Source organism: Bradyrhizobium sp. S69 (assembly GCF_009766005.1).
Classification (GTDB): domain Bacteria; phylum Pseudomonadota; class Alphaproteobacteria; order Rhizobiales; family Xanthobacteraceae; genus Bradyrhizobium.
The window spans coordinates 22,788-49,237 of the sequence record NZ_LMUK01000016.1; the positions used below are offsets into that span (position 1 = coordinate 22,788).

At 62.5% G+C, this 26,450-nt stretch carries 30 protein-coding genes; 22 read left to right on the top strand and 8 right to left on the bottom strand.

All coding sequences use genetic code 11. The features are described from left to right. The first annotated feature begins 21 nt into the window (after positions 1–21). The 6 genes from GSQ88_RS05050 (at position 22) to GSQ88_RS05075 (ending at position 4,596) form a co-directional block, all read left to right on the top strand. A complete protein-coding gene (locus GSQ88_RS05050) occupies positions 22–912 on the top strand; it encodes an adenylate kinase (protein ID WP_159006294.1) in 891 nt (296 codons plus the stop codon). A gap of 182 nt (positions 913–1,094) precedes the next feature. Further along, complete coding sequence (gene rpsM, locus GSQ88_RS05055; RefSeq protein WP_159006295.1) at positions 1,095–1,463, top strand: 30S ribosomal protein S13; 369 nt, start codon at positions 1,095–1,097, stop codon at positions 1,461–1,463. Positions 1,464–1,580: 117 nt separating this feature from the next. Further along, positions 1,581–1,970 carry a 30S ribosomal protein S11 gene (gene rpsK, locus GSQ88_RS05060; protein WP_044585716.1) on the top strand — a complete coding sequence of 130 codons (390 nt, stop codon included), beginning with the start codon at positions 1,581–1,583 and terminating at the stop codon, positions 1,968–1,970. Positions 1,971–2,076: 106 nt separating this feature from the next. Continuing rightward, complete coding sequence (locus GSQ88_RS05065) at positions 2,077–3,105, top strand: DNA-directed RNA polymerase subunit alpha (RefSeq protein WP_174247920.1); 1,029 nt, start codon at positions 2,077–2,079, stop codon at positions 3,103–3,105. 144 nt (positions 3,106–3,249) lie between these two features. Further along, the gene (rplQ, locus tag GSQ88_RS05070; protein ID WP_159006297.1) at positions 3,250–3,666 is read left to right on the top strand and encodes a 50S ribosomal protein L17; all 417 of its coding nucleotides are present in this window, start codon (positions 3,250–3,252) and stop codon (positions 3,664–3,666) included. Positions 3,667–3,801: 135 nt separating this feature from the next. Next, positions 3,802–4,596, top strand: coding sequence for an SDR family NAD(P)-dependent oxidoreductase (locus GSQ88_RS05075; RefSeq protein ID WP_159006298.1), 795 nt, complete (start codon positions 3,802–3,804; stop codon positions 4,594–4,596). Between the two features lie 160 nt (positions 4,597–4,756). Here GSQ88_RS05075 and GSQ88_RS05080 read toward each other — a convergent pair whose 3' ends face one another. Continuing rightward, a complete protein-coding gene (locus GSQ88_RS05080; protein WP_159006389.1) occupies positions 4,757–5,770 on the bottom strand; it encodes a zinc-binding alcohol dehydrogenase family protein in 1,014 nt (337 codons plus the stop codon). 118 nt (positions 5,771–5,888) lie between these two features. On the opposite strand from GSQ88_RS05080, the gene GSQ88_RS05085 reads away from it, so the two are divergent. Together GSQ88_RS05085 and GSQ88_RS05090 are read left to right on the top strand one after the other, a co-directional pair. Beyond that, entirely contained in the window at positions 5,889–6,266 is a 378-nt protein-coding gene (locus GSQ88_RS05085; protein ID WP_159006299.1) for a winged helix-turn-helix transcriptional regulator, read from the top strand. 290 nt (positions 6,267–6,556) lie between these two features. Next, positions 6,557–6,838: a hypothetical protein gene (locus tag GSQ88_RS05090; protein ID WP_159006300.1), complete on the top strand. Its 282-nt coding sequence runs from the start codon at positions 6,557–6,559 to the stop codon at positions 6,836–6,838. Positions 6,839–6,918: 80 nt separating this feature from the next. On the opposite strand, the gene GSQ88_RS05095 is transcribed toward GSQ88_RS05090, so the two are convergent. Then, positions 6,919–8,550 carry an OprO/OprP family phosphate-selective porin gene (locus tag GSQ88_RS05095; RefSeq protein ID WP_159006301.1) on the bottom strand — a complete coding sequence of 544 codons (1,632 nt, stop codon included), beginning with the start codon at positions 8,548–8,550 and terminating at the stop codon, positions 6,919–6,921. A 385-nt stretch (positions 8,551–8,935) separates the two neighbouring features. Here GSQ88_RS05095 and GSQ88_RS05100 point away from each other — a divergent pair, with 385 nt between their 5' ends. From GSQ88_RS05100 to GSQ88_RS05120, 5 genes are all read left to right on the top strand, one after another. Beyond that, positions 8,936–10,345 carry a DegQ family serine endoprotease gene (locus tag GSQ88_RS05100; protein ID WP_159006302.1) on the top strand — a complete coding sequence of 470 codons (1,410 nt, stop codon included), beginning with the start codon at positions 8,936–8,938 and terminating at the stop codon, positions 10,343–10,345. Then, a complete protein-coding gene (locus GSQ88_RS05105) occupies positions 10,342–11,676 on the top strand; it encodes a replication-associated recombination protein A (RefSeq protein ID WP_159006303.1) in 1,335 nt (444 codons plus the stop codon). Before GSQ88_RS05100 ends, GSQ88_RS05105 begins: the two co-directional genes overlap by 4 nt. A 78-nt stretch (positions 11,677–11,754) precedes the next feature. Further along, positions 11,755–12,039 (top strand): type II toxin-antitoxin system RelE/ParE family toxin, encoded by a 285-nt coding sequence (locus tag GSQ88_RS05110; protein ID WP_159006304.1) that lies wholly within the window; start codon positions 11,755–11,757, stop codon positions 12,037–12,039. Between the two features lie 12 nt (positions 12,040–12,051). After that, complete coding sequence (locus GSQ88_RS05115) at positions 12,052–12,369, top strand: HigA family addiction module antitoxin (RefSeq protein ID WP_159006305.1); 318 nt, start codon at positions 12,052–12,054, stop codon at positions 12,367–12,369. Then, positions 12,366–13,574, top strand: a complete 1,209-nt coding sequence (locus tag GSQ88_RS05120; RefSeq protein WP_159006306.1) for an RluA family pseudouridine synthase — start codon at positions 12,366–12,368, stop codon at positions 13,572–13,574. Before GSQ88_RS05115 ends, GSQ88_RS05120 begins: the two co-directional genes overlap by 4 nt. A gap of 9 nt (positions 13,575–13,583) precedes the next feature. On the opposite strand, the gene GSQ88_RS05125 is transcribed toward GSQ88_RS05120, so the two are convergent. After that, positions 13,584–14,030, bottom strand: a complete 447-nt coding sequence (locus GSQ88_RS05125; RefSeq protein WP_159006307.1) for a hypothetical protein — start codon at positions 14,028–14,030, stop codon at positions 13,584–13,586. Positions 14,031–14,110: 80 nt separating this feature from the next. On the opposite strand from GSQ88_RS05125, the gene GSQ88_RS05130 reads away from it, so the two are divergent. From GSQ88_RS05130 to GSQ88_RS05145, 4 genes are all read left to right on the top strand, one after another. Beyond that, the gene (locus GSQ88_RS05130) at positions 14,111–14,902 is read left to right on the top strand and encodes an ATP12 family chaperone protein (protein ID WP_159006308.1); all 792 of its coding nucleotides are present in this window, start codon (positions 14,111–14,113) and stop codon (positions 14,900–14,902) included. An 84-nt stretch (positions 14,903–14,986) separates the two neighbouring features. Continuing rightward, the gene (gene fliK, locus GSQ88_RS05135) at positions 14,987–16,798 is read left to right on the top strand and encodes a flagellar hook-length control protein FliK (RefSeq protein WP_159006309.1); all 1,812 of its coding nucleotides are present in this window, start codon (positions 14,987–14,989) and stop codon (positions 16,796–16,798) included. Beyond that, positions 16,795–17,061, top strand: coding sequence for an EscU/YscU/HrcU family type III secretion system export apparatus switch protein (locus tag GSQ88_RS05140; RefSeq protein WP_159006310.1), 267 nt, complete (start codon positions 16,795–16,797; stop codon positions 17,059–17,061). The genes fliK and GSQ88_RS05140 overlap by 4 nt, the downstream gene beginning before the upstream one ends. A 40-nt stretch (positions 17,062–17,101) precedes the next feature. After that, entirely contained in the window at positions 17,102–17,740 is a 639-nt protein-coding gene (locus GSQ88_RS05145) for an imm11 family protein (protein WP_210253748.1), read from the top strand. A gap of 50 nt (positions 17,741–17,790) precedes the next feature. Here the strand turns inward: GSQ88_RS05145 and GSQ88_RS05150 are convergent, their stop codons facing one another. Beyond that, on the bottom strand, positions 17,791–18,768 hold the full coding sequence (locus tag GSQ88_RS05150; RefSeq protein ID WP_159006311.1) for a Bug family tripartite tricarboxylate transporter substrate binding protein: 978 nt from the start codon (positions 18,766–18,768) through the stop codon (positions 17,791–17,793). Between the two features lie 156 nt (positions 18,769–18,924). Next, complete coding sequence (locus GSQ88_RS05155; protein WP_159006312.1) at positions 18,925–19,353, bottom strand: DUF4260 domain-containing protein; 429 nt, start codon at positions 19,351–19,353, stop codon at positions 18,925–18,927. A gap of 140 nt (positions 19,354–19,493) precedes the next feature. Between GSQ88_RS05155 and GSQ88_RS05160 the strand changes: the two genes are divergently transcribed. The 5 genes from GSQ88_RS05160 to GSQ88_RS05180 all read left to right on the top strand — a co-directional run bounded on the left by GSQ88_RS05160 (position 19,494) and on the right by GSQ88_RS05180 (position 24,415). Then, complete coding sequence (locus GSQ88_RS05160; protein ID WP_159006313.1) at positions 19,494–21,026, top strand: acyl-CoA carboxylase subunit beta; 1,533 nt, start codon at positions 19,494–19,496, stop codon at positions 21,024–21,026. A 630-nt stretch (positions 21,027–21,656) separates the two neighbouring features. Then, positions 21,657–22,166: a hypothetical protein gene (locus GSQ88_RS05165; RefSeq protein ID WP_159006314.1), complete on the top strand. Its 510-nt coding sequence runs from the start codon at positions 21,657–21,659 to the stop codon at positions 22,164–22,166. Positions 22,167–22,292: 126 nt separating this feature from the next. Next, positions 22,293–23,264, top strand: coding sequence for a dihydrodipicolinate synthase family protein (locus GSQ88_RS05170; protein ID WP_159006315.1), 972 nt, complete (start codon positions 22,293–22,295; stop codon positions 23,262–23,264). A 90-nt stretch (positions 23,265–23,354) separates the two neighbouring features. Further along, complete coding sequence (locus GSQ88_RS05175; protein WP_159006316.1) at positions 23,355–23,672, top strand: hypothetical protein; 318 nt, start codon at positions 23,355–23,357, stop codon at positions 23,670–23,672. Between the two features lie 293 nt (positions 23,673–23,965). After that, a complete protein-coding gene (locus GSQ88_RS05180) occupies positions 23,966–24,415 on the top strand; it encodes a hypothetical protein (RefSeq protein WP_159006317.1) in 450 nt (149 codons plus the stop codon). 413 nt (positions 24,416–24,828) lie between these two features. On the opposite strand, the gene GSQ88_RS05185 is transcribed toward GSQ88_RS05180, so the two are convergent. From GSQ88_RS05185 to GSQ88_RS05195, 3 genes are all read right to left on the bottom strand, one after another. Then, the gene (locus GSQ88_RS05185) at positions 24,829–25,203 is read right to left on the bottom strand and encodes a hypothetical protein (protein ID WP_210253749.1); all 375 of its coding nucleotides are present in this window, start codon (positions 25,201–25,203) and stop codon (positions 24,829–24,831) included. Positions 25,204–25,292: 89 nt separating this feature from the next. After that, positions 25,293–25,538, bottom strand: a complete 246-nt coding sequence (locus GSQ88_RS05190; RefSeq protein ID WP_159006319.1) for a GCG_CRPN prefix-to-repeats domain-containing protein — start codon at positions 25,536–25,538, stop codon at positions 25,293–25,295. A 127-nt stretch (positions 25,539–25,665) separates the two neighbouring features. Continuing rightward, positions 25,666–26,358: an ArsR/SmtB family transcription factor gene (locus GSQ88_RS05195; RefSeq protein ID WP_174247921.1), complete on the bottom strand. Its 693-nt coding sequence runs from the start codon at positions 26,356–26,358 to the stop codon at positions 25,666–25,668. Positions 26,359–26,450 lie beyond the last annotated feature (92 nt).

Sequence of the window (26,450 nt, forward strand, 5' to 3'; positions counted from 1 at the left end):
CGAGCCGGGGGGCGAGACGAGATGCGACTGATTCTTCTGGGGCCACCGGGCGCCGGCAAGGGGACACAGGCTCAACGGCTGGTGCAGAAATACGCCATCGTGCAGCTTTCGACCGGCGAAATGCTGCGCGCGGCGGTCGCCGCCGAGACCCCGATCGGCCTTCAGGCCAAGGACATCATGGCGAACGGCTCGCTGGTGCCGGATGAAATCGTGGTCGGGATTATTTCCGACCGTCTCGATCAGCCGGACATGAAGAACGGTTTTATTCTCGACGGTTTTCCGCGCACCGTGCCGCAGGCCGAGGCGCTCGACGAACTACTCAAGAAAAAGCACATCAAGCTCGACGCCGTGGTCGAATTGCGCGTCAACGAAAGCGCGCTGCTCAGCCGGGTCGAGACGCGGGTGGCCGAGATGCGGGCGCGGGGCGAGGACGTGCGAATCGACGACACGCCCGAAGTGCTGTCGAAGCGGCTGGCGAGCTACCGCGCGCTGACCGAGCCGCTGATTCACTATTACTCCGAACGGCGCAAGCTTTTGACGGTCGACGGCATGATGACGATCGAGCACGTCACCCGGGAGATCAACCGGATTCTCGGCGCGATCGGGGCGGTCGACGAGGCCAAGGCGGCGAAAAAGACCGCCAAAAATACCGCCAAGAAGGCTTCCGGCAAGGTGTCCGCGGCGGCCGGCAAGCCGGCCAAGAAGGGCGCCAAAGTGGCCAAAAAGGCCACCGTAGCTGCCAAGACGGCGTCCAAAGGACCCAAGAAGGGGTCCAAAAAGACCTCTGCCAAGGCGACCCCAAAGGCCGCCAAGAAGGCTACCAGGCAGGCCACCAAGGGTTCCAAGGGCAGGGCAGCTGCCAAGGGTACAAAAGTCGCCAAAAAGGTCACGAAAAAGCGAGCTAAAGCATAGGAACGGTTGACGAAACCAAGTTGAATCCTTTAATAAGCCCCATCCAAGTCGGATAAATCCTGACGATGCCGGGCCCCAAGTAACCCGAGGGGAAGGGCGTCGTGTTCGCGTTTGCGGACACTTGCCCGAAATAACTTACAAATCAGCCGGTCCATACGGGATCGGCAACAGGAGAGAACTCCGTGGCCCGTATCGCCGGCGTGAATATCCCGACCAACAAGCGCGTCCTGATCGCGCTTCAGTACATCCATGGCATCGGCCAGAAGAACGCGGCCGAAATCATCGAGAAGGTGAAGATTCCCGAAGACCGCCGTGTGTCGCAGCTCAGCGACCAGGAGGTCCTGCAGATCCGTGAAGTGATCGATCGCGACTATCTCGTCGAGGGCGATCTGCGGCGCGAGACCGGCATGAACATCAAGCGTCTAATGGACCTCGGCTGCTATCGCGGCCTGCGCCATCGTCGCGGATTGCCGGTGCGCGGTCAGCGCACCCACACCAATGCGCGCACGCGCAAGGGTCCGGCCAAGTCGATCGCCGGCAAGAAGAAGTAAATTTAGCGAATCGCTGACGGGGAGTAGCGAATGGTTCCATTCGCTACTCACCATTGGCGTTTTAGGTGTAGCCGCTGGCACTACGGCGGCGTTTGATATCGCAAGAAAGGTTTTGCAATGGGCAAGGATGCCACCCGCGTACGCCGTCGTGAACGCAAGAACATCGCTTCGGGAATCGCGCACGTAAATTCGTCGTTCAACAACACCACCATCACCATCACCGACGCGCAGGGCAACACCATTGCCTGGTCGTCAGCGGGCACGATGGGCTTCAAGGGTTCGCGCAAGTCGACCCCTTATGCCGCGCAGGTCGCGGCGGAAGACGTCTCCAAGAAGGCGCAGGAACACGGCATGCGCACGCTGGAGGTCGAAGTTGCAGGTCCGGGTTCGGGCCGTGAATCGGCGCTTCGTGCGCTGCAGGCCGCGGGCTTCACCGTCACATCGATTCGCGACGTGACCACGATCCCGCACAATGGTTGCCGTCCGCGCAAGCGCCGGCGCGTTTGATTCAAGGCCGCGGGCGGCACGTCTGCCTGCGATGGTTTTATATTTTGTTAGCCGCGGACTGATCCGCGATCTCCAACGCCAGTCGTCTTGATAGCTGGCCGCATGGGTGCAAACAGTGACGATCCAGAAAAATTGGCAAGAACTTATTCGGCCGAACAAGCTCCAGGTTACTCCGGGCACCGACGCGAACCGTTTCGCGACCTTGATCGCTGAGCCGCTCGAGCGCGGTTTCGGCCAGACCCTCGGCAACGCGCTGCGCCGCATCCTGTTGTCCTCGTTGCAGGGCGCCGCGGTGCAGTCGGTGCATATCGACGGCGTGCTGCACGAGTTCTCCTCGATCGCGGGCGTTCGCGAGGACGTCACCGACATCGTGCTGAACATCAAGGACATCGCGATCAAGATGCAGGGCGAAGGCCCCAAGCGCATGGTCGTGAAGAAGCAGGGCCCGGGCACCGTCACGGCCGGCGACATCCAGACCGTCGGCGATGTCGTGGTGCTCAATCCTGACCTTCCGATCTGCACCCTCGACGAGGGCGCCGAAATCCGCATGGAATTCACCGTGGCTTCCGGCAAGGGCTATGTCGCCGCCGAGCGCAACCGTCCCGAGGACGCGCCGATCGGCCTGATCCCGGTCGACAGCCTGTTCTCCCCGGTGCGCAAGGTCTCGTACAAGGTCGAGAACACCCGCGAGGGCCAGATCCTCGATTACGACAAGCTGACGATGACGATCGAAACCAACGGCGCGATCTCGCCGGATGACGCGGTGGCCTATGCCGCGCGCATCTTGCAGGATCAGCTCAACGTGTTCGTCAATTTCGAAGAGCCGCGCAAGGAAGTGGCGCAGGAGATCATCCCCGATCTCGCCTTCAACCCGGCGTTCCTCAAGAAGGTCGACGAGCTCGAATTGTCGGTGCGTTCGGCAAACTGCTTGAAGAACGACAACATCGTCTATATCGGCGACCTCGTGCAGAAGTCGGAAGCGGAAATGCTCCGTACCCCGAACTTCGGCCGCAAGTCGCTGAACGAGATCAAGGAAGTGCTGGCCCAGATGGGTCTGCATCTCGGCATGGAAGTGCCGGGCTGGCCGCCGGAGAATATCGACGAACTGGCCAAGCGCTTCGAGGATCATTACTGAGCGAATAGGGAGTAGCGAATAGCGAATGGAAAACCACTCGCTATTCACCATTCGCTACTGGCCATCTTGGGCGAACGCAGGCAGCCCACCTGAGAACATGTCCGACGAACCGTCGCGACCAACTTCAATTCAAGGAATAGACCAATGCGTCACGGCAAGGTTCATCGCAAACTCAACCGCACCGCCGAGCATCGCCGCGCGATGTTCGCCAACATGTGCGCGGCGCTGATCAAGCACGAGCAGATCGTCACCACGCTGCCGAAGGCCAAGGAATTGCGCCCGATCGTGGAGAAGCTGGTGACGCTCGGCAAGAAGGGCGGTCTTTCGATGCGCCGCCAGGCGATCAGCGAAATGCGCGACCTCGACCAGGTCAAGAAACTGTTCGGCGTTCTCGCCCCCCGCTACGCGGATCGCCAGGGCGGCTACACCCGCATTATCAAGGCGGGCTTCCGCTACGGCGACAACGCGCCGATGGCGGTGATCGAGTTCGTCGACCGTGACGTCGATGCCAAGGGCAAGGATTCCGGCCCGGTGCAGGACAAGCCCGCGGAAGCAGCGTAACTTTCGTCACATCAGGTTTCGAAAGCGGCGCCTCCGGGCGCCGTTTTTTTGTTAGGCATCACTCGGCGGTGAGGGCCGATTGCGGTTGCCCGGTCCGCACCCGATATCCAGCGTAGCAACGTTGGAGAACTCAACATGAAAATCGATCTTTCGGGCAAGACGGCGCTGGTGACGGGCTCGACCGCCGGCATCGGCCACGCCATCGCCAGAGGGCTGGCGGCGGCCGGCGCTGACGTCGTGATCAACGGTCGAACCAAGGCCAAGGTCGATGCAGCCGTGGTCTCGATCGTCAGGGCGGTGGCGAATGCGAAAGTCCGCGGTGTCGCCGCCGACGTTTCGACCGCTGCCGGATGCGAGGCGCTGATCGCGGCACTGCCGCAGGCCGACATCCTGATCAACAATGCCGGAATCTTCGAGCCGAAGCCGTTCGCGGATATTCCCGACGAGGACTGGAGCCGCTTCTTCGAAACCAATGTGATGTCCGGCGTGCGGCTGTCGCGGGCCTATTTGCCTGACATGCTGAAGCGCAACTGGGGCCGTATCGTTTTTATCTCCTCGGAATCCGCACTGAACATCCCGACGGAGATGATCCACTACGGCACCACCAAGACCGCGCAGCTCGCGGTGTCGCGCGGCCTTGCCGAGATGACCCGCGGCACCGCCGTCACCGTCAATTCGGTATTGCCGGGGCCGACGATGTCGGAGGGCGTCGAGGTTTTTGTCAAGGATCTGGCCAAGGCCAACGGCCTGTCGGTCGAGGAGGCCGCGTCGAACTTCGTGAAGACGTTCCGCCCGACCTCGTTGCTGCAACGCTTTGCCAGCGTCGAGGAGGTCGCCAACATGGTGGTCTACGTCGCCTCGAAAGAAGCCTCCGCCACCAATGGCGCAGCCCTGCGCGTCGAAGGCGGCATCGTCCAGACCATCGCGTGAGGCGTGGAGCGGGTAGCCCGGATGAGCGAAGCGATATCCGGGGATTCGGCGTTTCCCGCATATCGCTACGCTCATGCGGCCTACGGCTCCGGCACATCCTTCGAGAAGCGCGCCCTTGCGCGCGTCTCGAACCATGGCGCCGCTGTACGCGTCTTAACCTCTACCACCCCTCCAGCACGATCTTGCCGCGCGATTGGCCGCTTTCCAACAGCGCATGCGCGCGCTTGAGATTGGCGGCGTTGATCGTCCCGAACGTCTGGTCGAGCGTGGTGCGCAGCACGCCCTTGTCGATGAGGTCGGCGACATCGTTCAGAAGGTTGTGCTGGCCGATCATGTCGGGTGTCTGGAACGAGGAGCGGGTGAACATCGATTCCCAGTGAACCGAGATCGCCTTGCCCTTGAAGACGCTGACATTGAATTCCGCGGGATCGTCGATCAGGCCGAATTTTCCTTGCGGCGCCATCACATCGGCAATCGCCTTGTAGTGCTGCTCGGTAAACGTGAGACTCGCGACCAGCGCCACCGGCGGTACTTTCAATTTCTCGATCTGCTCTTTGATGGGCTTGTTGTGATCGATCACCGCATGGGCGCCGAGATCGAGGCACCATTGTTGCGATTCCGGCCGGGTCGCGGTGGCGACCACGGTCAGGCCGGTGAGGCGGCGGGCGAGCTGGATCAGGATCGAGCCGACCCCGCCGGCGCCACCGGTGATCAGTAGCGTGCGCGGATCGACACTCTTGCCCGGCACGGCGCCGAGCCGGTCGAACAGCAATTCCCAGGCGGTGATCGAGGTCAGCGGCAATGCCGCGGCCTGCGCGAAGGTCAGGCTTTTCGGCTTGCGGCCGACGATGCGCTCGTCGACCAGGTGAAATTCCGAATTGGTGCCCTGACGCTGGATCGAGCCGGCATAGAAAACCTCGTCGCCCACCTTGAACAAGCTCACGTCGGGGCCGACCGCATCGACGATCCCGGCAGCGTCATAGCCGAGGATCTTGGTTTCGCCTTCCGGCGGGGCGGCGCGCTTGCGCACCTTGTAATCGACCGGGTTGGCCGAGATCGCTTTCACCGCGACGCGGATGTCGCGGCCTTTCGGCTCCGGTTTCGGGGCCTCGAAATCGATCAGCGCTTCGGCGGCGTCGAGAGGAAGCGATTTTTTGTAACCGACGGCTTTCATGTTCATGGTCTCCAGCTCTGAGAACGTTCTCCGCCTAACTGTCGCGCTGGCGCGTATTTGGCAAGTACTGTATATTTGGGGATATAGTCCCTGTTTGGATACTAATGGAAAAAGCCCCATGAAACGGCGAAATTTCGCGCATCGGCCCGGCTGCGCGGTCGAAGTGACGCTCGATCTGATCGATGGCAAGTGGAAAGGCGTCATCCTGTTCCACCTGCAAGGCGGGACGCAGCGGTTCGGTGAATTGCGCAAGCGGATGCCCGGCATCACCCAGCGCATGCTGACAAAGCAGCTTCGCGCGCTGGAGGACGACGATCTGGTCATCCGCAAGGTCTATGCCGAGGTGCCGCCGCGGGTCGAATACCGGCTGTCCGAGATCGGCGAAAGCCTGCGCCCGGTGATCGATACGCTGCGCGCCTGGGGCGAAAGCCATCGGGCCAATTTATCGTGCGCGCCGGAGCCGGAAATCATCACAGCGCCGCATCGCGCGGCCTGATGTGCGCTGTTCCGCAGGCTTTGCCGCAGCCCGCGCTGATCGCTGCCGTGAAACATCTGCTGGCGCCGGCGCAACCGCGATAGCGAACCCTCAATCCCGATCCGCTGCTATTGGCTTGGATCAGCTCGCGACAGAGATCGCGAGAACCTTGGATCGCGACAACTTGGATCGCGACAACTTGCCACGCCGCCACACATTTTGCGTGATCGGGAATATCCAGGCGCGGATCTCAGTCTTCCTTTTTGAGACAAGCGCCTCCGCCAATGGAGGCCTAATCAAGGAAGCGAACAATGAAGATTACACATCTTCTGACGGCGCTGCTGCTCGTATCGACTTTCGCGACCCAAGCAAGCGCTCATACGCCAGCCTACAAAACCAGCCATCACGCGTATCTCAGAACCCATAGCCTGAACCGGGGTATGCCGCCGGCCATTCAAAGAAGGCCTACTGCGCAGTACCAGAGCCCGCCGGCAGCGCCGAAGGATGACTGGCCCGCCAACATGATTCTCGACAGCTTCCGGTTCCATGAGGTGTCGAGTGCCGGAAAAATGGCGGCATCTTACGTCATTTGACGACTGGGAGCAGCCGAGGCTGCTCCCGTCTGTTTGGGTCAATCGCTCAACACGTCAATCCGGTTGAGCAGAACGCCACTTCAGAACGCAACTTGCGTCCGCATCGCGAACGCGTTGAACTTCGAGCCGGCATCGCCCGCATTGGTCGCGCTGATCTGCTTGGCGACATCGCCATGCAGATAGTCGAACATGAAGCGGACGTTGCCGTTGACGTACCAGTTCAGCGCCGCCGTGTAGACGGTCTGCCGCCCGCCAGCGACGCCGTTCGCGGTGGCGAGCTGATCGTTGAGGTTCATCGTGCTGACTCGACCTGCGATTTCCCACGCGCCCCAGCCATTTTCCGTCAGCGACAACGGATTGGCCGGCACGATGCCGCCATACGACGCGGCGGCCGGGTTGTACTTGCGGGTTTCGCCAGTCAGCGCATAGGCCACCTCCGCATAGCCGCCGTCGAATTTCACGCTCGACAACGGAACGATGTTGTTGCCGCGATCGACATTGTACCAGAAGTATTCGCCCTGAGCGAACAACGGGCCATAGGTTCCCGCCACTTCGCCGCTATAGACCTGCGCACCGGACACGCCCGCGAGCGCGCCGGTCGAAATCAGCGAGGTCGGATCGATGCGCAATTCCGGACGATCGCTCAGCGTCAGTGTTTGCGTGCCGGTGATCTCGTCACGCGGCGCCTTGATCAGCCACTCGCCTTCACCGCCGAGATGGAACGAGTAGCCGTTGCCGCTAACGAGCTGTCCGGCGGCGCGGGCGAATGCGCCGACTTGCTCCGTTGTACCATTGGGATTGAGGCTTGAGGCGGAGTGGATGGCGCCGGTGGCCGGTCCCGTCACATAGGCGCCGGCCCAGAACCTGTCATCGTACCAGCGTGCGCCGGCGGTGGAGCGGAAGTCGCCGGCCGCGATGTTTTGCGCGATGATGCCGGACGACGCGCGCTCCATGAACGGTATCTCGTTCGAACTGGAGGCTTCATCGAGCGTGTAGGGCAGGTCCATGATACCGCCTTCGATCGCGAGCTTGCCGCCGAAGGGTTTGAAGCCGGTGTAGCTCAGATAGGCGTTCTCAACTCCGGAGACGGCGCCGCCGGGAAGGAAGCCGACGCTGGTGCCGCCGACGCCCGGGGCCGCACCAGTGCTTGCGGTACTTGCAAAACCGTCCGAGGAGCCGCCGAAATCGTAGATCAGGGCGTAGTTCCAGTCGCCGAAGAATTTGCCGAGCACGCCGATCCGCGCGCGACGCAGGTTTTCGCCATCGTCGAGCTTCTGCGGTGAGGTCGCCGAGCTGTTGGGGTGGTAGTCGTAGCCGCCGACATCGAAATGAATACGGCTGGTGATGGCAATGCAGCTTTGATTGTCTGCGGTGCAGATGGTCGGCCGGTTGTTCGGCATCGTCACGACGACCCCGGACGTCGCGACCGGACCCTTGACAGGATAGGCCGCGTTGGCGCTGGCGAGGTCGACCGTCCTGACGTCGGCTTTTGCTTTGGCGTCGACCTTCGCGTTGGCGTTCGCCGCGGCGGTCGTGTTTGCCGTGGTTTGCGCCTGCAACTTGTCGAGCTTCTGCTCCATCAATTTAAGTTGCTGTTTCAACAGCGCGATTTCGGCATCCGGTCCGCCGGCTGACTGCGCCTCGGCGCGTGATGTTATTGCGATGCCAACTAAACAAATCGCCGTAGCCACCATCCACTTTGCTCTAGACATGATCGACCCCACTTGTTGAGCTGCACGCGATCCCCCACGCACTTTGCCCCGCAGGGAGACCGTCTTTCGATCGAATGGCCCGCGCCATTGACGATTGAAACATTTGGAAACGCCGGGATGATCTACGACTATTGGGCGATTAGCTATTATCCTTGGACAGGTTGGCGGCGAGTGTGACTTAGCGGCAACAATATGATGATCGTCATCTGATGCCGGCCAGACATGGTCCGTGATGCCGGCCGGGCATGACCGGAAATCGGCCGGTTCGCCGGCTGGGCAAGATCGCGCCGTTTGATGCGGCAAACGCCTCTGGAAAGGCGAGGGCGAACCCTTCTATTGCGGCGCCGAACAGCCTATAATCCGGCCATGTCTTTGAGAGGGCTCAATGTTCCGATATTTCCGTGCTGCGGCGGCAATCGCCGTCCTTGCTATCATCTCGGTCACCGGCGCCGGAAAGGCACTCGCCCAGGACCGCCGGCCGCCGGCCTCACCGGCTGAGCTCAGGCTGTCCTACGCACCCATTGTGCAGCGGGTACAGCCCGCGGTGGTCAACGTCTTCGCCACCAAGGTGGTGCAGAACCGCAATCCGCTGCTCGAGGACCCGATCTTCCGCCGCTTCTTCGGCGTTCCTGGCGACCAGCCCGAGCAGATGCAGCGTTCGCTGGGGTCGGGCGTGATGGTCGATCCGTCCGGTCTCGTCGTCACCAACGTCCACGTCATCGAGGGCGCCGATCAGGTCAAGGTGTCGCTGTCGGACAAGCGCGAATTCGAGGCCGAGATCGTGCTGAAGGATACACGAAGCGATCTGGCGGTATTGCGCCTGAAAGACACTCACGAGAAATTCCCAACGCTGGATTTCGCCAATTCCGACGAGCTGATGGTGGGCGATGTCGTGCTCGCGATCGGCAATCCCTTTGGTGTCGGCCAGACCGTGACCCACGGCATCATTTCCGCGCTAGCGCGCACCCAAGTCGGAATCACCGACTACCAGTTCTTCATCCAGACCGATGCCGCGATCAACCCCGGCAATTCCGGCGGCGCGCTGGTCGACATGACCGGCAAGCTCGCCGGCATCAACACCGCGATCTTCTCGCGCTCCGGCGGTTCGCAGGGCATCGGCTTTGCCATCCCTGCCAACATGGTGCGCGTCGTGGTCGCCTCCGCCAAGAGCGGCGGCAAGGCGGTCAAGCGGCCGTGGCTGGGTGCGCGATTGCAGGCGGTGACGCCGGAGATCGCCGAGACATTGGGCCTCAAGCTTCCCAACGGCGCGCTAGTGGCGAGCGTCGTGGCCGACAGTCCGGCGGCGAGGGCCGGTTTGAAGCTGTCCGATCTCATCGTCGGGATTGATGGGCAGACCATCGAGGATCCCAACGCGTTCGATTATCGTTTTGCGACCCGGCCGATCGGCGGAACGGCGCAGATCGACGTGCAGCGCGCCGGCAAGTCGCTGAAGCTTACGATCGTGCTCGAGACCGCACCTGATACCAACCGCGGCGAAATCGTCATCACGTCGCGTTCGCCGTTCCAGGGCGCCAAGGTCGCCAACATCTCGCCGGCGGTGGCGGATGAACTCCATCTCGATGCCGACACCCAAGGCGTCGTGGTGACCGATCTCGCCGATGACGGCACCGCCGCCAGTGTCGGATTCCAGAAGGGCGATATCATCGTGGCCGTCAACAACCAGAAGATCGCCAAGACCAGCGACCTCGACAAGGTCGCGCAAGCATCTTCGCGGCTCTGGCGCATCACGCTGGTGCGTGGCGGCCAGCAGATCAACGTCACGCTCGGCGGATGAGCCCGAAGCGCCCACGCGAAACCGCAACGCTGTTCGCAGCGGCAGGAATGGAGCGGGACGCGCCGCATCCGCTTCCGGACAGGCTACGCCCGCGCATCCTGTCGGAGGTCGTAGGGCAAGATCACATCCTCGGCCCGGACGGTGCGCTGACCCGGATGCTGGCGACGCGGACGCTGGGCTCGCTGGTATTCTGGGGACCGCCGGGCACCGGCAAGACCACGGTGGCGCGGCTGTTGGCGGACGCCACCGAACTGCATTTCGAGCAGCTCTCCGCGGTATTTTCCGGCGTCGCCGACCTGAAGAAGGCGTTCGACGCCGCCCGCGCGCGGCGCGAAACCGGCAAGGGCACGCTGCTGTTCGTCGACGAGGTGCATCGCTTCAATCGCGCCCAGCAGGATTCGTTTCTGCCCGTGATGGAAGACGGCACCGTGGTGCTGGTCGGCGCCACCACAGAAAATCCCTCGTTCGAACTCAACGCCGCTCTGTTATCGCGGGCGCGGGTGCTGGTGTTTCATTCGCTCGATCCGGTCGCGGTGGAAAAACTGTTCGTTCATGCCGAAGCGATCGAGGGCAAAAAGCTGCCGCTCGATGCCGAGGCTCGCGCCGTGCTGGTGCGGATGGCTGACGGCGACGGCCGCGCCGCGCTGACATTGGCCGAAGAGGTCTGGCGCTCGGCGCGCGAAAGCGAAACATTCGATGCCAAGCAATTGCAGGACATCCTGCAGCGCCGTGCGCCGATCTACGACAAATCGGCGGACGGTCACTACAACCTGATTTCGGCGCTGCATAAATCGGTGCGCGGCTCCGATCCCGACGCCGCTTTGTATTATCTAGCGCGGATGATGGACGCCGGCGAGGATCCGCTGTTCCTGGCGCGCCGCGTGGTTCGCATGGCGGTCGAGGATATTGGTCTGGCCGATCCGCAGGCCCTGGTGATCTGCAACGCGGCCAAGGAGGCCTATGATTTCCTTGGCTCTCCCGAAGGCGAACTGGCGATCGCGCAAGCGGTGATTTACCTCGCCACCGCGCCGAAATCCAACGCCGCCTATAAGGCGTTTGGCGCGGCGATGCGCGCGGCCAAAGAGGGCGGTTCGCTGCTGCCGCCTAAACACGTCCTGAACTCGCCGACCAACCTGATGAAGTCGGAAGGCTATGGCGCGGGCTACCAATACGACCACGACACGCCGGAAGCATTTTCCGGGCAGGACTATTTTCCGGAAGCGCTGGGCCGCCAGACCTTCTATGATCCGCCCGACCGCGGCTTCGAGCGCGAGATTCGTCGGCGGCTGGACTATTGGGCGAAGCTGCGCAAGGAGCGGGTGGTGAAGTAGAGATCCGGGTCTTATCAGTAGCTCAAGCGGGTCATTTACTGTTTACGTAAGTCGTAAATCGAGCTATCATTCTCGATCATGATCGTTGGCTACAGAAACAGACGCACTGAAAGGTTTGCGCCCGGCCAACATGTCAAGGAGTTCTCCGGCTTTGCGAGGCAAGCGGAGGCGCGCCTCGATCGACTTGAGGCGGCGACGAGCCTGGCTGACTTGGCGGCATTGCCTGGCAACCGGCTCGAGGAACTCAAGGGCGATCGTGCCGGCCAGTTTTCGATTCGAATCAACGATCAATGGCGGATTTGTTTTACATGGCCCAAGGGATCACCAGGCCCTGTTGACGTAGAGATTGTGGATTATCACTGAGGTTATATCGTTATGACCCGTAGCCCCATTCATCCTGGCGAACATCTTGCGGAAGAATTGCGCGAGCTTGGCATCAGCGCGGCGGAGCTTTCGCGCCAGATCGACGTGCCGGTCAACCGGATTACGGGGATCATTCACGGCCAGCGCGGGATCACCGCCGATACGGCGCTGCGCCTCGGGCATTGGTTCGGCACCAGCCCGCAATTCTGGATGAATTTGCAGCAGCTTTACGAATTGCGCTTGGCGGAAGGCGAGGTCGGAAGTCAAATCGCTGCCTTACCCCGCCGTGTAACGCGTTCGACTACGCGCAAGTTTGGACATACAGCATGAGCCGTCGCGTCAAGAGACCTCTGCGCCCAGCGGGCGACCGCCCCAAGGGCGCGCGCCCGTACCGGGGCTCGCAGGCCGAGCGCCCACCGTCGAAGTCGCCTCGTCCGGGTGGCAAGCCGGCGCCGCGTTTTGCGGCCTCGGCGCCGCGCGCGCCGAAGCCTGTGCCTTTTGTTCCCGAGCCGGAGAAGGTCGTTGCCGAGCTGCCGCCGTTGCCGACCAAGGTGCAGACCTTCGTGGTGACCGCGGACGAGAACAACATGCGGGTCGATCGCTTCCTGGAAGCGCGCTTCCCCGGCCTGTCGTTCTCCCACATCCAGCGCATCGTCCGTAAGGGCGAGTTGCGCGTCAACGGTAAGCGCGCCGATAGCAAGGACCGGATCGAAGAGGGCCAGAGCATCCGCATCCCGCCGCTGAAGCTGGATACGCCCAAGGTCGCGGGCCATCTGTCGGAGGCCGAGAACAAGACGCTGCAGACGCTCAAGGACATGATCCTGTTCGAGGATGCCGACGTCATGGTGCTGAACAAGCCGGCCGGGCTTGCGGTGCAGGGCGGCTCCGGCGTCACCCGCAATGTCGACGACATGCTGGAAGTGATGCGCGACGCGAAGGGCCAGAAGCCGCGGCTGGTGCATCGGCTCGACAAGGAGACCTCGGGCTGTCTGTTGATTGCGAAAACGCGTTTCGCAGCCACCGCGCTGACCGGTTCGTTCCGCCATCGCTCGGCCCGCAAGATCTACTGGGCGCTGGTCGCCGGCGTGCCGAAGCCGAAGCAGGGCCGCATCTCGACTTATCTTGCCAAGGAAGAGGGCGAGGACGATACCATCATGCGGATCGCGGCCCATGGCGACGAGGGCGCCAGCCACGCGGTGACCTATTACGCGGTGGTTGAAACCTCGGCGCAGAAGCTGGCCTGGGTGTCGCTGAAACCGGTCACCGGCCGGACCCATCAATTGCGCGCGCATATGGCGCATATCGATCACGCCATCGTCGGCGATCCCAAATATTTCAACAAGGAAAATTGGCAATTGCCGGGCGGCCTGCAAAAGCGGCTGCATCTGTTGGCGCGTCGGATCGTGATCCCGCACCCGCGCGGCGGGGTGATCGACGCCACCGCGCCGCTGCCACCGCACATGCTGCAATCGTGGAATCTGCTGGGTCTCGAAGCCGATCGCTTCGATCCGATCGAGAATGCGCCGGAAGAGTGAAGCGCGAACCTATCTCCCGTACTGCGCCAGGAACATCCGCAGTGAATCATGCGGGCTTTCGACATCGCTGATGACCCAGCCATCGGGGCCATCGACCACAATGAAATTCAGCGTCACCGCGCGGCCATTGTTGTCGAAGGAAGCCGCGACATAGGTCTTGTCGAATTGCCGGCGCAGGATCGAGATCGAGATGCCGCCGAGCTTCCAGGTCGGGCTCTGCACGAAGAAATCGTAAGGCTGCCGCTTCAACGAAAGCCACGTCTCGCGCAGGCCTGGATCGAAGAACTGGCGCGCGGTGTCGCCGTCGCGCGGCAGCCCGCTCGAGAGTGCGGACGAGCAGTCGCCGTAATAAGCGTAGAGATTCCGCACCACCGATTCCGGCGAACGAAATCCGGCCTGCGGCGTCGAGATGCCGAAGCCGGCCAATAGACCCAGAATGGCCGCTAAAATTCTCAACCCCGCAGGCTCGCTTTATCCGCGGGCGATCTTATCCTATTCTCGATCGATTTTATCAGTGATGGACCGGCGATATCAGCATGCGTGAATTATTCGACGAGGTAGCCGGAAAATCTGGGCTCGACCCCGAGGAGGCGGTCAGGCGCACCACGCGGGTGCCGCAGCGCAAGCGCTTTTACAAGCAGGTTGACGTCAGCGGGACGCCGGAGGGTTTTGCGATTATCCTCGACGGCAAGCAGGTGCGGACGCCGTCCGGGCGGCCATTGCTGGCGCCGAGCAGGGACATCGCCGACGGCATCGCAGCGGAATGGAATGCGCAGGTCGAGACCATCAATCCCCTGACCATGCCGTTGACGCGCTTTGCCAATACGGTCGGCGAGGCCGTGGTCGACCGGGTCGACGCGGTGGCCGAAGACGTCGCGAAATATCTCGGCACGGATTTGCTGTTCTACCGCGCCGGTCATCCGGAGGCGCTGGTGGTGCGGGAAGCCGCGCTGTGGGATCCGGTGGTGTTCTGGGCGGCCGAGGCGCTGGGTGCGCATTTTATCCTGGCCGAAGGCATCGTGCATGTCCGCCAGCCGGAATCCGCGATCGCGGCGGCCCGCGGCGCGCTGCCGGTGGATCCCTGGTCGATCGCCGCCCTTCACGTGATCACGACATTGACCGGTTCGGCGCTGCTCGCCTTGGCGCTCCAGCACGGTGTACTCGATGCCGATCAGGTCTGGGCCGCCGCCCATGTCGACGAGGACTGGAACAGCGAAAAATGGGGCGTCGATGCGGAGGTCGCCGCGCGCCGTGCCGTCCGGCTGGTCGACTTCAAGGCTGCCGCAGACATTCTCAAATCGTTAACGGCGGCCGCCGCGCAGGTTTGATCGGCTCGGTTAACGAGAGGTTCAGGACAGCGGGATAGGTTCGGCCGGGCATGATCCCGAAGTCTTGAACTGAAGTCTTTGCCCATGTCGATCACGATCAATCCGACCGTCCCATTGGTCGCAGCGCAGGGCGTTACGTCCAATATCGTGCTGCAGCCGGGAACGGTGATCAATGCCCAGGTGCAGCAGCTGCTCGGCAACGACCAGGTGCGGATCGCGATCGGCGGCCAGTCGCTCGATGTGGCCTCGCAGGTTCCGCTGCAGGCCGGCCAGACCTTGCAGCTTGCGGTCTCGCAAGCCCCCGATGGCACGATCAACCTCGCGGTCGTCAACCAGCAGGCCGGCGTCCCGGCGAGCCAGCCGGCCGCAAGTTCCGTGGCGTCGAATGTCACCTCCGATGCGGTCACCCTGACATCGGCGATCGCTGCGACCACGACCACGACGGCCGCAGCTGCGCCGCAGCCTCAACTGACGGTGCTACAGGCGCTCGCGGTGTCGGCGGTGGCCGAGACCGCGGCGACCCAGCAGACCAGCCTGGCGCCGCTGTTTGCCAATCTCGGCGTCGCCGCCAACTCGGGAGGCCTGCCGGCGTCGGTACAGCAAGCGGCGAGCGCGGTGCTGGCGCAGCGCACCAGCCTCGATCAGGGCCTGAGCGGCACCGACATCAAGCAGGCGTTCCAGAGCTCCGGCCTGTTTCTGGAGGCCTCGCTGGCCCAGGGATCGGCATCGTCCGGCTCGCCTGACCTCAAGGCGGCGCTGATCGTGCTGCGCCAGGTGCTGACATCGGCGCTGACATCGGCGAGCGAAAACACCACGGCCGCGGCAACGCTGGTGCCATCAAGCGGGCAGCCGGCCACGACAACACCCGGCGCGGTGCCGGCAAGCGCGACAGCGGCGACCCTGGTGCTGGAGCAGGGCGCTGGCGGCGCAGCGCAGGTCCTTGCAACTCCGTCCATCGTCATCACCGCCGAGCCGGAGACAACGTCGCCTTCGCTGGTGCCGACGTCCGGAGGCACGACCCCGAGCGCGCTGCTGCAAGCCGAGGCGCCGGAGATTTCCCAAGCCGTTCTCGAGTTCAGCGCGGCGGGCTCGATCATCGCGCCGGCTGCGACGCCGGCCGATGCGGCGGCGCGTACCGCCGCGAGCAGCGCCGCGCTCAATTTGTTGCAGGAAGCCGTTCAGGCTGGTCCGCTGACCAGCCCGCTCGCCGCGGCAAGTGCATCGGGGCTGATGTTCGACAACAGCCAGATGCTGTCGCTGCTTCCGGCGGTGGCCGGCGCCCGGCTGCCGAACACCGACGCATCAGGCTTTGCCCGCACCAACGTGCCGCCGCCGCCGATCAACGGCGCGTTGCCGGCGGCGCAGCCGGTGATGGCGGCGACGTTGGCCTCGCATTCGCCGCCCGAGACCGCGATGCATGTCCTGCTCGCCGATACTGACGGGGCGATCGCGCGGCAGACGCTGCTGCAAGTGGCCTCGCTGCCGGATCAGGTCGACCCCTCGACCGGGCGGATCGATCCCGCGGCGCAGCGCTGGAATTTTGAAATTCCGTTCCTGACGCCGCAGGGCACCGCGATGGCGCAGTTCGAGATTTCGCGCGACGGCGGCGGCACCGAATCCGAGGCTGCCAAGCGGGCGTGGCGGGCGCGGTTTACGCTGGATGTCGAACCGGCCGGCCCGGTGCACGCGCTGGTGTCGCTGAACGGCGACAAGACATCGGTGCGGATGTGGGCGGAGCGGCCGGCGACCGCCGATCAATTGCGCGCCGGCGTCACGCTGCTCAGCCAGGCGCTCAGCCGCGCCGAACTGCAGCCGGGCGACATTGTGATCCGCGACGGCGCGCCGTCGCAGCCGGCCGCGGCGAGGGCCGGGCATTTTCTGGATCGCGCGCTATGAGCGAACCGGCCAAAAGACAGCTCGCGGTCGCGCTGCATTATGACCGCACCGGCGCGCCGCGGGTGGTCGCCAAGGGCAAGGGCACCCTCGGCGCCAAGATCATCGAGGTCGCCAAGGAACATGGCATCCCGATCGAGGAAAACGAGGTGCTGGCGGGCGCCTTGTCGAATGTCGAGATCGGCGACGAGATTCCGGCCGAACTCTACAAGGCGGTGGCCGAAGTGCTGATCTTCGTGCTGCGGCTATCGGGGCGGATTCGCTGAGGCGCAGCACGCCCCCGGAAGTTCCGGAGAGGGACCAGATATGAGCAATCCCCCGACCGAGAGACGAGCGCGCAAGGCCAAGGCGCGAAAGTACTACCTCATGAGCCAGAACTTCAGGATCGGCGGCAAGGCCGGCTTTGAGGTTCAGAACCTGGCGGCCTTGCTGGATGGCAGGAGAGTCCTTGGTTCGCCAATTGGCAAACGAGGTTTCGGCAAGTTCGATGAGGTACCCAAAGTCCTGGTCGACAAATCTCTTGGCCGCAATCTTCGAGACCTGGAACAGTATCATGAATATTGGCTCGTATCCGACAAACTAAAGATGACGCTTGAAGCAGTTGATCCCGCTGGAGTCGTCTTCGTCAAATGCAATGTTCGGAATCGCGATGGGAGTGAGGGACCGGTCTACTGGCTCTGTGACGTCGTGCGGGTTCGGGACGCGGTCGACGAAGGATCATCTCGGGTCAAGGTGGAACAGAGATCTTATCAAGGGCAGCCATGGAAAGGTTACAGTCTGCTCGGCGGGGCCAGTCTCATTTTTAGAGAAGAGGTTGTTGGGCCCGCCCACATCTTTCGAATGCGCTACCTGGTGCCACAGGTCATCTGCGATCAGGAACTGAGGGATGCGTGCAAGCAATCGGCTCTGAAGGGCATCACATTCCAAGATGCTGCCGATTATTGATTGGATGGGCGACCGGCCCGGCGATGCGCGGCGGTTCCTGAACCATTGACTTAGCCGATCTTGATGTTGGCTTGCTTCACGACCTTGCCCCAGCGCTCGGTCTGCTCGTGGACAAACGCCAAAAATTGTTCCGGCGTGGTTGGCCGGCTCGCGATATTGAGCTGCTCGAAGCGATCCTTGACCTCGGGCGAAGCGATCGCCCGGTTGATCGCGCCGTTGAGGGTGGCGATGATGGCCGGCGGCGTGCCATGCGGCACGAACACGCCGTTCCATTCATAGGCCTCGAAGCCGGGCAGCGTCTCCGACACCGCGGGAATATCCGGCAGGCTTTTCAGCCGGCCCTTGCCGGTGTGGGCGATGGCCTTGAGCTGGCCGCTCTGGATCATGCCGACCACCGACGAGCCGTTGGAAAAGAAAAACTTCACCTGGCCTGCGATCACATCGTTCAGCGCCAGGCTGCCGCCGCGATAGGGCACATGGTTGACCTTGACGCCGGTCATGAAACGAAAAAGCTCGAGCGACAGATGCTGCAGCGTGCCGTTGCCCGACGATGCCATGTCGATGCCGCCGGGGGCCGCCTTGGCGTAAGCGATGAGGTCGGCCAAATTGTTCACCGGCACCGATGGCGTCACCACCAGGATATTCGGCACCAGCGACACCAGGGCGACCGGATCGAAATCCCTGTCGTAGTCGAACGGGAGGTTTGCATAGAGCGCGCCGTTGACCGAATAGGCGGTGGCGTCGTGCAGGATGCTGTAGCCGTCGGGCGTGGCCTTCGCGACCAGCGCTTCACCGATGGTGCCGCCGGCCCCGCCGCGATTTTCGATGACGAATTGCTGGCCCAGCAAGTTGCCGACCGTGGCGTAGAGGATGCGCGCGGTGGTGTCGGCGCCGCCGGCCGGCGGATAAGGCACCATCACCGACACCGGGCGGTTCGGCCAAATGGCCTGGGCGCGGACAGGCGGGACGAACGGCGCGGCAGCCATTCCGGCTAGCAGCGCGCGGCGCGAAAGCGGTCTCCTCGGCATCGCTCATCCCCGTGATTTTGTTCTGGAGCCTTTTCCGTTCCGATGGAATCGGAACGGGGCTCTAGTCTTTTGTTTGACGCGTTTTCTTCACGCGAACCGGCGCCCACTTCGCTCGAAAACGCTATAGTGGACGTAGAACAAGCGATCGGCGGCAAGTCAATTTGGCGCGGATGCGGCCGCTTTGCCGATTCGGCCGAGATGGGTGAACCCGAAGCCGGCAGAGTATTTCAGGCCGTAGCCGAGCGTGCGGTCGAAGCCGATATGGGCGAGCCAGATCATCGAGATCGACAGCAGCAGCGGGGCTTCCATGCCAAATCCCGAGATCATCAGTGCCATCGGCGCCATGTAGCTGTGCGCGGCGTTATAGATCATGGCGCCGAATTTCGGCCCCGAAAGATAGGCCACGAAGCTGATATCCGGCACGAAGAACAGGATAGCGTAGATCCACCATGAGCCGCCCCAGACCGCGTAAAGCAGCGTCATTCCGGCACACAGCGTCAGCCCTTCCAGCCGCAGCATGGTGCGCAAGCCCCCGGTTACGGCGCCGGTGGCCTCGGTCGCGGTCGCATCAGTCGGCTCATTCATGTCCGGTTCCCTTCGGATTCCCCGGTCATTGTACCCCATACCGCCCTCGAATCGATGACCTCCAGCCCCCTGCAAAGCAGGTTTCCTGCCGGGAAAAGGCCGTGTTAGAACCCGGTCAAATCGAGCGGGAAGCGAGTGACATGAAAGATATCCTGGATACCCTTGAAGACCGGCGCGCCGGCGCCAAGCTTGGCGGCGGCGAAAAGCGCGTCGAGGCGCAGCATGCCCGCGGCAAGCTGACCGCGCGGGAGCGCATCGAGCTGTTGCTCGACAAGGGATCGTTCGAGGAATTCGACATGTTCGTCGAGCACCGCTCGACCGAATTCGGCATGGAGAAGAACAAGGTCCCCGGCGATGGCGTCGTCACCGGTTGGGGCACCGTCAACGGCCGCAAGACCTTTGTCTTCGCCAAGGATTTTACCGTGTTCGGCGGCTCGCTGTCGGAGACTCACGCGCAGAAGATCGTCAAGATCCAGGACATGGCGATGAAGGCGAGGGCGCCGATCATCGGTCTGTACGATGCCGGCGGCGCGCGCATCCAGGAAGGCGTCGCCGCGCTCGCGGGCTATTCCTATGTGTTCCGCCGCAACGTCATCGCCTCGGGCGTGATCCCGCAGATCTCCGTCATCATGGGCCCTTGCGCCGGCGGCGACGTCTATTCGCCGGCGATGACCGACTTCATCTTCATGGTGAAGAACACCAGCTACATGTTCGTGACCGGTCCGGATGTGGTGAAGACCGTCACCAACGAGGTCGTCACCGCCGAGGAACTCGGCGGCGCCAGCGTGCACGCGACGCGCTCCTCGATCGCGGACGGCGCGTTCGAGAACGATGTTGAGACGCTGTTGCAGATGCGCCGGTTGATCGACTTCCTGCCGTCCAACAACACCGACGGCGTGCCGGAATGGCCGAGCTTTGACGATATCGGCCGGGTCGATATGTCCCTGGATACGCTGATCCCCGACAATCCGAACAAGCCCTACGACATGAAGGAATTGATTCTCAAGGTCGTCGACGAGGGCGATTTCTTCGAAATCTCCGAAACTTTTGCCAAGAACATCGTCACGGGTTTCGGCCGCATCGCCGGCCGCACGGTGGGTTTCGTCGCTAACCAGCCGATGGTGCTGGCGGGCGTGCTCGACTCGGACGCCTCGCGCAAGGCGGCGCGCTTCGTGCGCTTCTGCGATGCCTTCAACATCCCGATCGTGACGTTCGTCGACGTGCCGGGCTTCCTGCCGGGCACCGCGCAGGAATATGGCGGGCTGATCAAGCACGGCGCCAAACTGCTGTTCGCCTATTCGCAATGCACGGTCCCCCTGGTGACGGTGATCACGCGCAAGGCCTATGGCGGCGCGTTCGACGTGATGGCCTCAAAGGAAATCGGCGCCGACATGAATTACGCCTGGCCGACCGCGCAGATCGCGGTGATGGGCGCCAAGGGTGCTGTGGAAATCATCTTCCGCAGCGATATCGGCGACGCCGAAAAAATCGCCGCGCGCACCAAGGAATACGAAGACCGCTTTCTGTCGCCCTTCATTGCCGCCGAGCGCGGCTACATCGACGACGTCATCATGCCGCATTCGACCAGGAAGCGGATCGCACGGGCGCTGGCGATGCTGAAGGACAAGAAGGTCGAGATGCCGGCGAAGAAGCACGACAATTTGCCGTTGTGAGATGGCGGCCGGCGAAATCACTTGCGAATTAAGACTGGCTTGGGCCGCCCTTGGTTCAATTCGGAAAGATTTGGACGGGAAAATCCAATTTCCTCCAGCTGGGAGCAGATGTGGCGTCTACCGATTCTTGGTCCATCGAAGTGATGGCTCAAGAGCTGTATACGTTGGTGAAGCGGAAAATCTTCAAAGGAGGTTTGCGCACTACCGCAATCCAGGACCGTCTCAACCGACCAATCAAAGGGTCAATGCGTTGTTTGCCGAAGTACTTTCTTTGGGGGGCAGTATTGACGTTGAGATAGTAACTGACAAAGCGTGGATTCGGACGAGCGGCACCGAGCAGGTCGCGGACCTCAGCCGAAAGGACGTCCGTCGACTGTTCGAGAATTTCATCTTGGTGACGCAGAGGGTTGCGGAGATCGAAGATCTGAACAGATAGCGAGACGTAGCCCGGATGAGCGTAGCGATATCCGGGGCTGACTGTTGGGGACTACGATCGAGGCTGATACCCGCATGTCGCTTCGCTCATGCGGGCTACACGCCTGACGATGCTGAAAGACAAGAAGGCGAAAATGCCGACGATAAAAGCACGACAATTTTCCGTTGTAGCAATCATTAATTAGGCGACGGGTCATGCAAAATCAGCCCGGCTTCCTCGTGGTGCTGTTTTGGCTGATTATCGGCTTGGCATCCGTTTATGCATTGCAGCGTTGGCGTGCGAACGCAACGCCAAAAGCACAATGGACAGCCGACCGAACCATTCTGGAGCTAAGCTTCGAGGGCGAGCGGGTGATTATGAAGGAATTGATGCACGGCGCCACGCATGATGTGATCAAGATCGACGCTCACATTCACCATCTGGGCGTTGCCGCGGAATACGAGTGGATGCGTCGAAGACATCGGGGGAGCATCAAGGTCGAGCAATCGCTCCGGGCGATCAATGTGGCAAAAAGCGGAGAACGCGTGGTGTTCTTTGATGCGCTGGTCATCCGGCAAAGAAACGGAACGACGAAAGAACTGTATTTCGATATTTCGTCATTTTTTGGGGACGGGTATTCGTCGCCGCAGGTGGTCGCCGATTCACCCATGGTCGAGCAGATACGCGATCTTTATGAGAGCGTAGGGCGGATTAGCGCAGCGTAATCCGCCATGTTACCGGGTGACGACTGCGGCGGGTTACGCTACGCTAACCCGCCCTACGAAATACGGGCCTAGGCTGATCTCCACTACGGAACTCGTAGACAAGAACAAAAATAGGGAGCCGCCCCCATGCCCCGCCATCCTGATTTCGTGCCTCACGGCGTCATCCCGGCGGTGCTGCTGCCGTTCCACGAGGACTTGTCGATCGACGAGCAGAGCTTTCGGGCGCATCTGCGCGATGTCGCTGATGTGCAGGGGCTGTCAGCGATCACGATCAATGCGCACTCCACCGAGGTCGCTTCCTGTACTCGCGACGAGCAGCGCCGTGTGATGGAGATCACCGGCGAGGAAGTCGGCGGCGAATTGCCTGTTATTCACGGCATCTGGGCGGACGGCAGCCTGGAGGCGGCGCGGATCGCGCGCGAGGCGCAGGCCGGCGGGGCTTCGGCGCTGCTGGTGTTTCCGCCGGCGCCGTTCACGCTGGGGCAATCGGCCGCGATGGCGCTGGCGCATTTCAAGACCATTGCGGATGCGAGCGATCTGCCGCTGATCGTGTTTCAATATCCGCTGGCGACGGGGCAGGGTTATCCGGCGGCGACGCTGGAGCGGCTGTTCGACGAGGTGCCGACCATCCGCGCCATCAAGGATTGGACGCCACTCGTGCCGCAACACGAGAGCCAGATCCGCGCGCTGCAAGCGCGCAAGCGTCCGATCAACGTGCTCTCCACCAACAGCGCGTGGCTGTTGAGCTCGCTGGTGCTCGGCTGCAACGGGCTGCTGTCCGGCAGCGGCAGCGTCATCGCCGACCTCCAGGCCAAACTCTATCGCGCCGTGAAGGCCAACGATCTCGCCGAAGCGTGCCGGCTGAATGACCGGATCTATCCGCTGGCGCGCGCCTTCTACGCCGATCCATTCGTCGACATGCACAACCGCATGAAGGAAGCGCTGGTGCTGCTCGGCAAGCTGCCGCGCGCGGTGGTGCGTCCGCCGCTGGTCAAGATCACGGAGCCGGAAATCGCGCGGATTAGGGATGCGCTGATCGAGGCGGAATTGCTGGGTACTGGGACGCAACGTGGCGTAGGGTGGGTTAGCGCAGCGTAACCCACCATCTTTGTGTGTGGACTTCCATCGGTGGGTTACGGCTTCGCCTAACCCACCCTACGAAGTGCGATGAGCATCAAGGAAAACAACATGCCGACAGCCGTTTTCATCGTTCGCGCCACCGTCGCCGATCCCGCCAAGCGCAAGGCGTTTGACGCCTGGTATGCAAGCGAGCATCTGCCGGACGCGACCAAATCGTTCGGGGTGACAAAAGCGTGGCGGTTCTGGAGCGTCACCGATCCGAGCCAGCATCAGGCGATGTATCAATTCACGGGTGAAGCCTCGCTCGAGCGCGCTGTCGGTGGCGCGGAGATGAAACGCCTGATCGCCGATTTCAACCGCGACTGGCCGGACGTGACGCGCACCCGCGAGACGCTGGTGCTGGCGGAGGAGTTTGGGGCGGGGTGAGCGCGTCATTGTCAGAGCCCGTGACGCTATCTCTGCCGTCATCCTGAGGTGCGAGCTCTTGCGAGCCTCGAAGGATGGCCGCAAGCACCGAGCCGAACAGCATCCTTCGAGACGCGGCGAAGACGCCGCTCCTCAGGATGACGGCAGAGATAGCTTCGCAGGCTCTCAGATGCGCGATTGGACACCCTAGCTCATCGCTTCGCGATGCCCCGGAACGAGTATCTTCTCGCCTTGAACCTATCTCCACCGCGCCGCGACCAATGGAGCCGATGGTGGCGCGATAGGGGATTTTCATGAAAAAATGGATCGGTGCGGCGACGATGCTGGTCGTCGCATGGCCGGCGCTTGCGGCCAATGTCGCAACCTGCACGCTCAGCGCAGACAAGAAGACGGTCACGGTGACCGCGAGCAATCCCTATCCGCAAGTGATGGCCTGTGAGGTGAATTGCGACATGGCGGTGCCCGACGGCTTCGCGACGGTGGTCTGCGTCAAGCCGGTGCCGGTCGGCTCGAAGGATTTCGTGATGTGCACCCACGTCGCCGCCGAAGGCCATTCCTATACAAGGGTAAAGGAAACCGAAGCGAACTGCCCGGACCCGGCGGCGCCGCCGGCAGCCACCAAAGCCGACACGACCAAAGATGACGCCGACAGCGACGACGATGATGACGCCAAGGCGAACGAGAAGATGCAGAAGATGCTGAAGCAGGGGCAGGAATTTCTCGAGCGGCAGAAACAAAAATAAGGGAATTGATTGTTTTGTTTGTTACTCGCTGGCACGCCGTCAATCTCAGAGCCTGTGATGCAATCTCGGCGTCATCCTGAGGAGGCGCAATTGCGCACCCTGGAGCACATTGATTATTGATTGAATCAGCCGCGATTTCCCTTCACCTCTCCCGTTGGGAGAGGTCGGCGCATGGCGCCGGGTGAGGGGTTAGGGCCTCTCGTTTGCTGTAAGAGCCCTCACCCGATTTGCGCCGGACGATGCTTCGCATCGCCGGGAGCAAATCGACCTCTCCCCGCCAGGGAGAGGTGAAGTGAAGCGCGCGGATAGCCCCGGAATGACGAGCGCATGACGCCGCGCGTTTGTGGTTGGACTTTCTCGCCGACGCGATGTGGCGAGGGTGATTTTCTATATGGGTGTTGGCCGGCTTCGGTTCATAATCCATTCATCTCCACACAGCGAACCTCTCCTTCCTGACTCATGACGTGAAGGGAGAAAATTGAATGCTGCTTCGTTCTGTTTTGAAATTGGCGATCGGAATGGCCGCGGGCGCTGCGGCGCTTGTCGGCGTGGCCAATGCCGCGCCGCTGGCACCGGCCTCTTCGGTGCAAATCGTGGCTCCGCAGGCGCAAGCCGCGCAGCCCGCTTTGGTCTCGCAGGCCGAGGTCGATCAACTGAAGCCGCAGCAGGTCCGCTGGGGCCATCATTGGCACCGTCACCACGGGCACCGTCATCATTGGCGCCACCACCATTGGCATCACCGTCACGGGGGCTGGCATCACCGCCATTGGCACGGTCATCATCGGCATCATCATCACCGGCGCTAAGCGCCGGCGCGCAACCACGCAAAACAAAGCCCCGCGCGAGCGGGGCTTTGTCGTATTCCGTGACGCTGCGCTCAGATCGGGCGGCAGCGGCCGGCACGCCAGAAAAAGCCCGGGCCACAGCCGCGGCCGGGCCCCACCACCACCGGGCGCTCGACCACGACCGCTCCCGGTACCACCACGACAGCGGGGCCGCCATTGGGGCGGCAGTGGCCATAGGCGCCGCGATGCATGCCCGGACCGCATCCGCCTTCGGCATTGGCGGCGCTAAAGCCAGCGAACGAACTGGCGACCAAAACTGCCGCGAAAAGGTATTTCATATTTCCTCCGATTTTGAGCCGCCATGCGGCGTGCCGCGAACTTAGTCGCGGCGATCTGAATGTAAAATGAACGTTCGTGAGGGCGTCTATCATCGCGTTTTCGAGCGAAAGCGCGTCAAACAAAAGTTTAGGCCTCGCCGAACAGCGCCGCGAATCGCTTCTCGCCATTGCGGGTGAAATTGACCACGCGGCTGCCGGGGGCGGCATCGCGCGTCGCCCATTTCAGCTCGCTAAAGCGGGTCAGGATCGCGGCCCCCAGCGTGCCCGCCAGATGATGGCGACGCTCGCTCCAGTCGAGGCAGGCCCGGCACAACGGGCGGCGCGGATGGGCGAGCGCATCAGCCGAAATCTGCAAGGTGTCGGTCAGGAAACGCTGGCCCTCGGCGGTCAGCTCGATGTCCTGTTTGCGCTGCCGCAACCAGCGCTGCCGCTTCATGCTGTCGAGCATCTGCACGCCGAGATCGCCGGCCAGATGATCGTAGCAAACCCGGGCGTGGCGCAGCGCCGGGTCCTTCGGCCCGGTTCGCACCCGCATATGACCGGCGCGCGCGGCAAGGCCCTCGAGGCCCTCCAGCACCGCGGCGACATCGGGATCGCTGAGCCGAAAATAGCGGTGGCGGCCCTGTTTCTCCTGCTCGACCAGTCCGCCGGCCTCCAGCTTTGAAAGATGCGAACTCGCGGTTTGCGGCGTGACGCCGGCCTGGTGCGCCAGCTCGCTCGCGGTCAGCGCGCGGCCGGTCATCAGCGCGGTCAGCATGTTGGAGCGCGCGGGATCGCCGACCAGGGCGGCAATCATCGCGATATCGGGGCCTGCTTTCATAGTTCGATCATAGCCGAAGCATTGGCGTCGATCAAGCTGCTAGGGTGGGAATTGGAAGATTGGTTTCGTCATTGCGAGGAGTCACCGGGTCC

Excerpts from the sequence above, each read along its gene's own strand:
- GSQ88_RS05050 (WP_159006294.1), top strand. The coding sequence starts at position 22 with ATGCGACTGATTCTTCTGGGGCCACCGGGCGCCGGCAAGGGGACACAG.
- rpsK (WP_044585716.1), top strand. The coding sequence starts at position 1,581 with ATGGGCAAGGATGCCACCCGCGTACGCCGTCGTGAACGCAAGAACATC.
- rplQ (WP_159006297.1), top strand. The coding sequence starts at position 3,250 with ATGCGTCACGGCAAGGTTCATCGCAAACTCAACCGCACCGCCGAGCAT.
- GSQ88_RS05075 (WP_159006298.1), top strand. The coding sequence starts at position 3,802 with ATGAAAATCGATCTTTCGGGCAAGACGGCGCTGGTGACGGGCTCGACC.
- GSQ88_RS05080 (WP_159006389.1), bottom strand. The coding sequence starts at position 5,770 with ATGAAAGCCGTCGGTTACAAAAAATCGCTTCCTCTCGACGCCGCCGAA.
- GSQ88_RS05085 (WP_159006299.1), top strand. The coding sequence starts at position 5,889 with ATGAAACGGCGAAATTTCGCGCATCGGCCCGGCTGCGCGGTCGAAGTG.
- GSQ88_RS05090 (WP_159006300.1), top strand. The coding sequence starts at position 6,557 with ATGAAGATTACACATCTTCTGACGGCGCTGCTGCTCGTATCGACTTTC.
- GSQ88_RS05095 (WP_159006301.1), bottom strand. The coding sequence starts at position 8,550 with ATGTCTAGAGCAAAGTGGATGGTGGCTACGGCGATTTGTTTAGTTGGC.
- GSQ88_RS05100 (WP_159006302.1), top strand. The coding sequence starts at position 8,936 with ATGTTCCGATATTTCCGTGCTGCGGCGGCAATCGCCGTCCTTGCTATC.
- GSQ88_RS05105 (WP_159006303.1), top strand. The coding sequence starts at position 10,342 with ATGAGCCCGAAGCGCCCACGCGAAACCGCAACGCTGTTCGCAGCGGCA.
- GSQ88_RS05110 (WP_159006304.1), top strand. The coding sequence starts at position 11,755 with ATGATCGTTGGCTACAGAAACAGACGCACTGAAAGGTTTGCGCCCGGC.
- GSQ88_RS05115 (WP_159006305.1), top strand. The coding sequence starts at position 12,052 with ATGACCCGTAGCCCCATTCATCCTGGCGAACATCTTGCGGAAGAATTG.
- GSQ88_RS05120 (WP_159006306.1), top strand. The coding sequence starts at position 12,366 with ATGAGCCGTCGCGTCAAGAGACCTCTGCGCCCAGCGGGCGACCGCCCC.
- GSQ88_RS05130 (WP_159006308.1), top strand. The coding sequence starts at position 14,111 with ATGCGTGAATTATTCGACGAGGTAGCCGGAAAATCTGGGCTCGACCCC.
- fliK (WP_159006309.1), top strand. The coding sequence starts at position 14,987 with ATGTCGATCACGATCAATCCGACCGTCCCATTGGTCGCAGCGCAGGGC.
- GSQ88_RS05140 (WP_159006310.1), top strand. The coding sequence starts at position 16,795 with ATGAGCGAACCGGCCAAAAGACAGCTCGCGGTCGCGCTGCATTATGAC.
- GSQ88_RS05145 (WP_210253748.1), top strand. The coding sequence starts at position 17,102 with ATGAGCAATCCCCCGACCGAGAGACGAGCGCGCAAGGCCAAGGCGCGA.
- GSQ88_RS05150 (WP_159006311.1), bottom strand. The coding sequence starts at position 18,768 with ATGCCGAGGAGACCGCTTTCGCGCCGCGCGCTGCTAGCCGGAATGGCT.
- GSQ88_RS05155 (WP_159006312.1), bottom strand. The coding sequence starts at position 19,353 with ATGAATGAGCCGACTGATGCGACCGCGACCGAGGCCACCGGCGCCGTA.
- GSQ88_RS05160 (WP_159006313.1), top strand. The coding sequence starts at position 19,494 with ATGAAAGATATCCTGGATACCCTTGAAGACCGGCGCGCCGGCGCCAAG.
- GSQ88_RS05165 (WP_159006314.1), top strand. The coding sequence starts at position 21,657 with ATGCAAAATCAGCCCGGCTTCCTCGTGGTGCTGTTTTGGCTGATTATC.
- GSQ88_RS05170 (WP_159006315.1), top strand. The coding sequence starts at position 22,293 with ATGCCCCGCCATCCTGATTTCGTGCCTCACGGCGTCATCCCGGCGGTG.
- GSQ88_RS05175 (WP_159006316.1), top strand. The coding sequence starts at position 23,355 with ATGCCGACAGCCGTTTTCATCGTTCGCGCCACCGTCGCCGATCCCGCC.
- GSQ88_RS05180 (WP_159006317.1), top strand. The coding sequence starts at position 23,966 with ATGAAAAAATGGATCGGTGCGGCGACGATGCTGGTCGTCGCATGGCCG.
- GSQ88_RS05185 (WP_210253749.1), bottom strand. The coding sequence starts at position 25,203 with ATGCCGATGATGACCGTGCCAATGGCGGTGATGCCAGCCCCCGTGACG.
- GSQ88_RS05190 (WP_159006319.1), bottom strand. The coding sequence starts at position 25,538 with ATGAAATACCTTTTCGCGGCAGTTTTGGTCGCCAGTTCGTTCGCTGGC.
- GSQ88_RS05195 (WP_174247921.1), bottom strand. The coding sequence starts at position 26,358 with ATGAAAGCAGGCCCCGATATCGCGATGATTGCCGCCCTGGTCGGCGAT.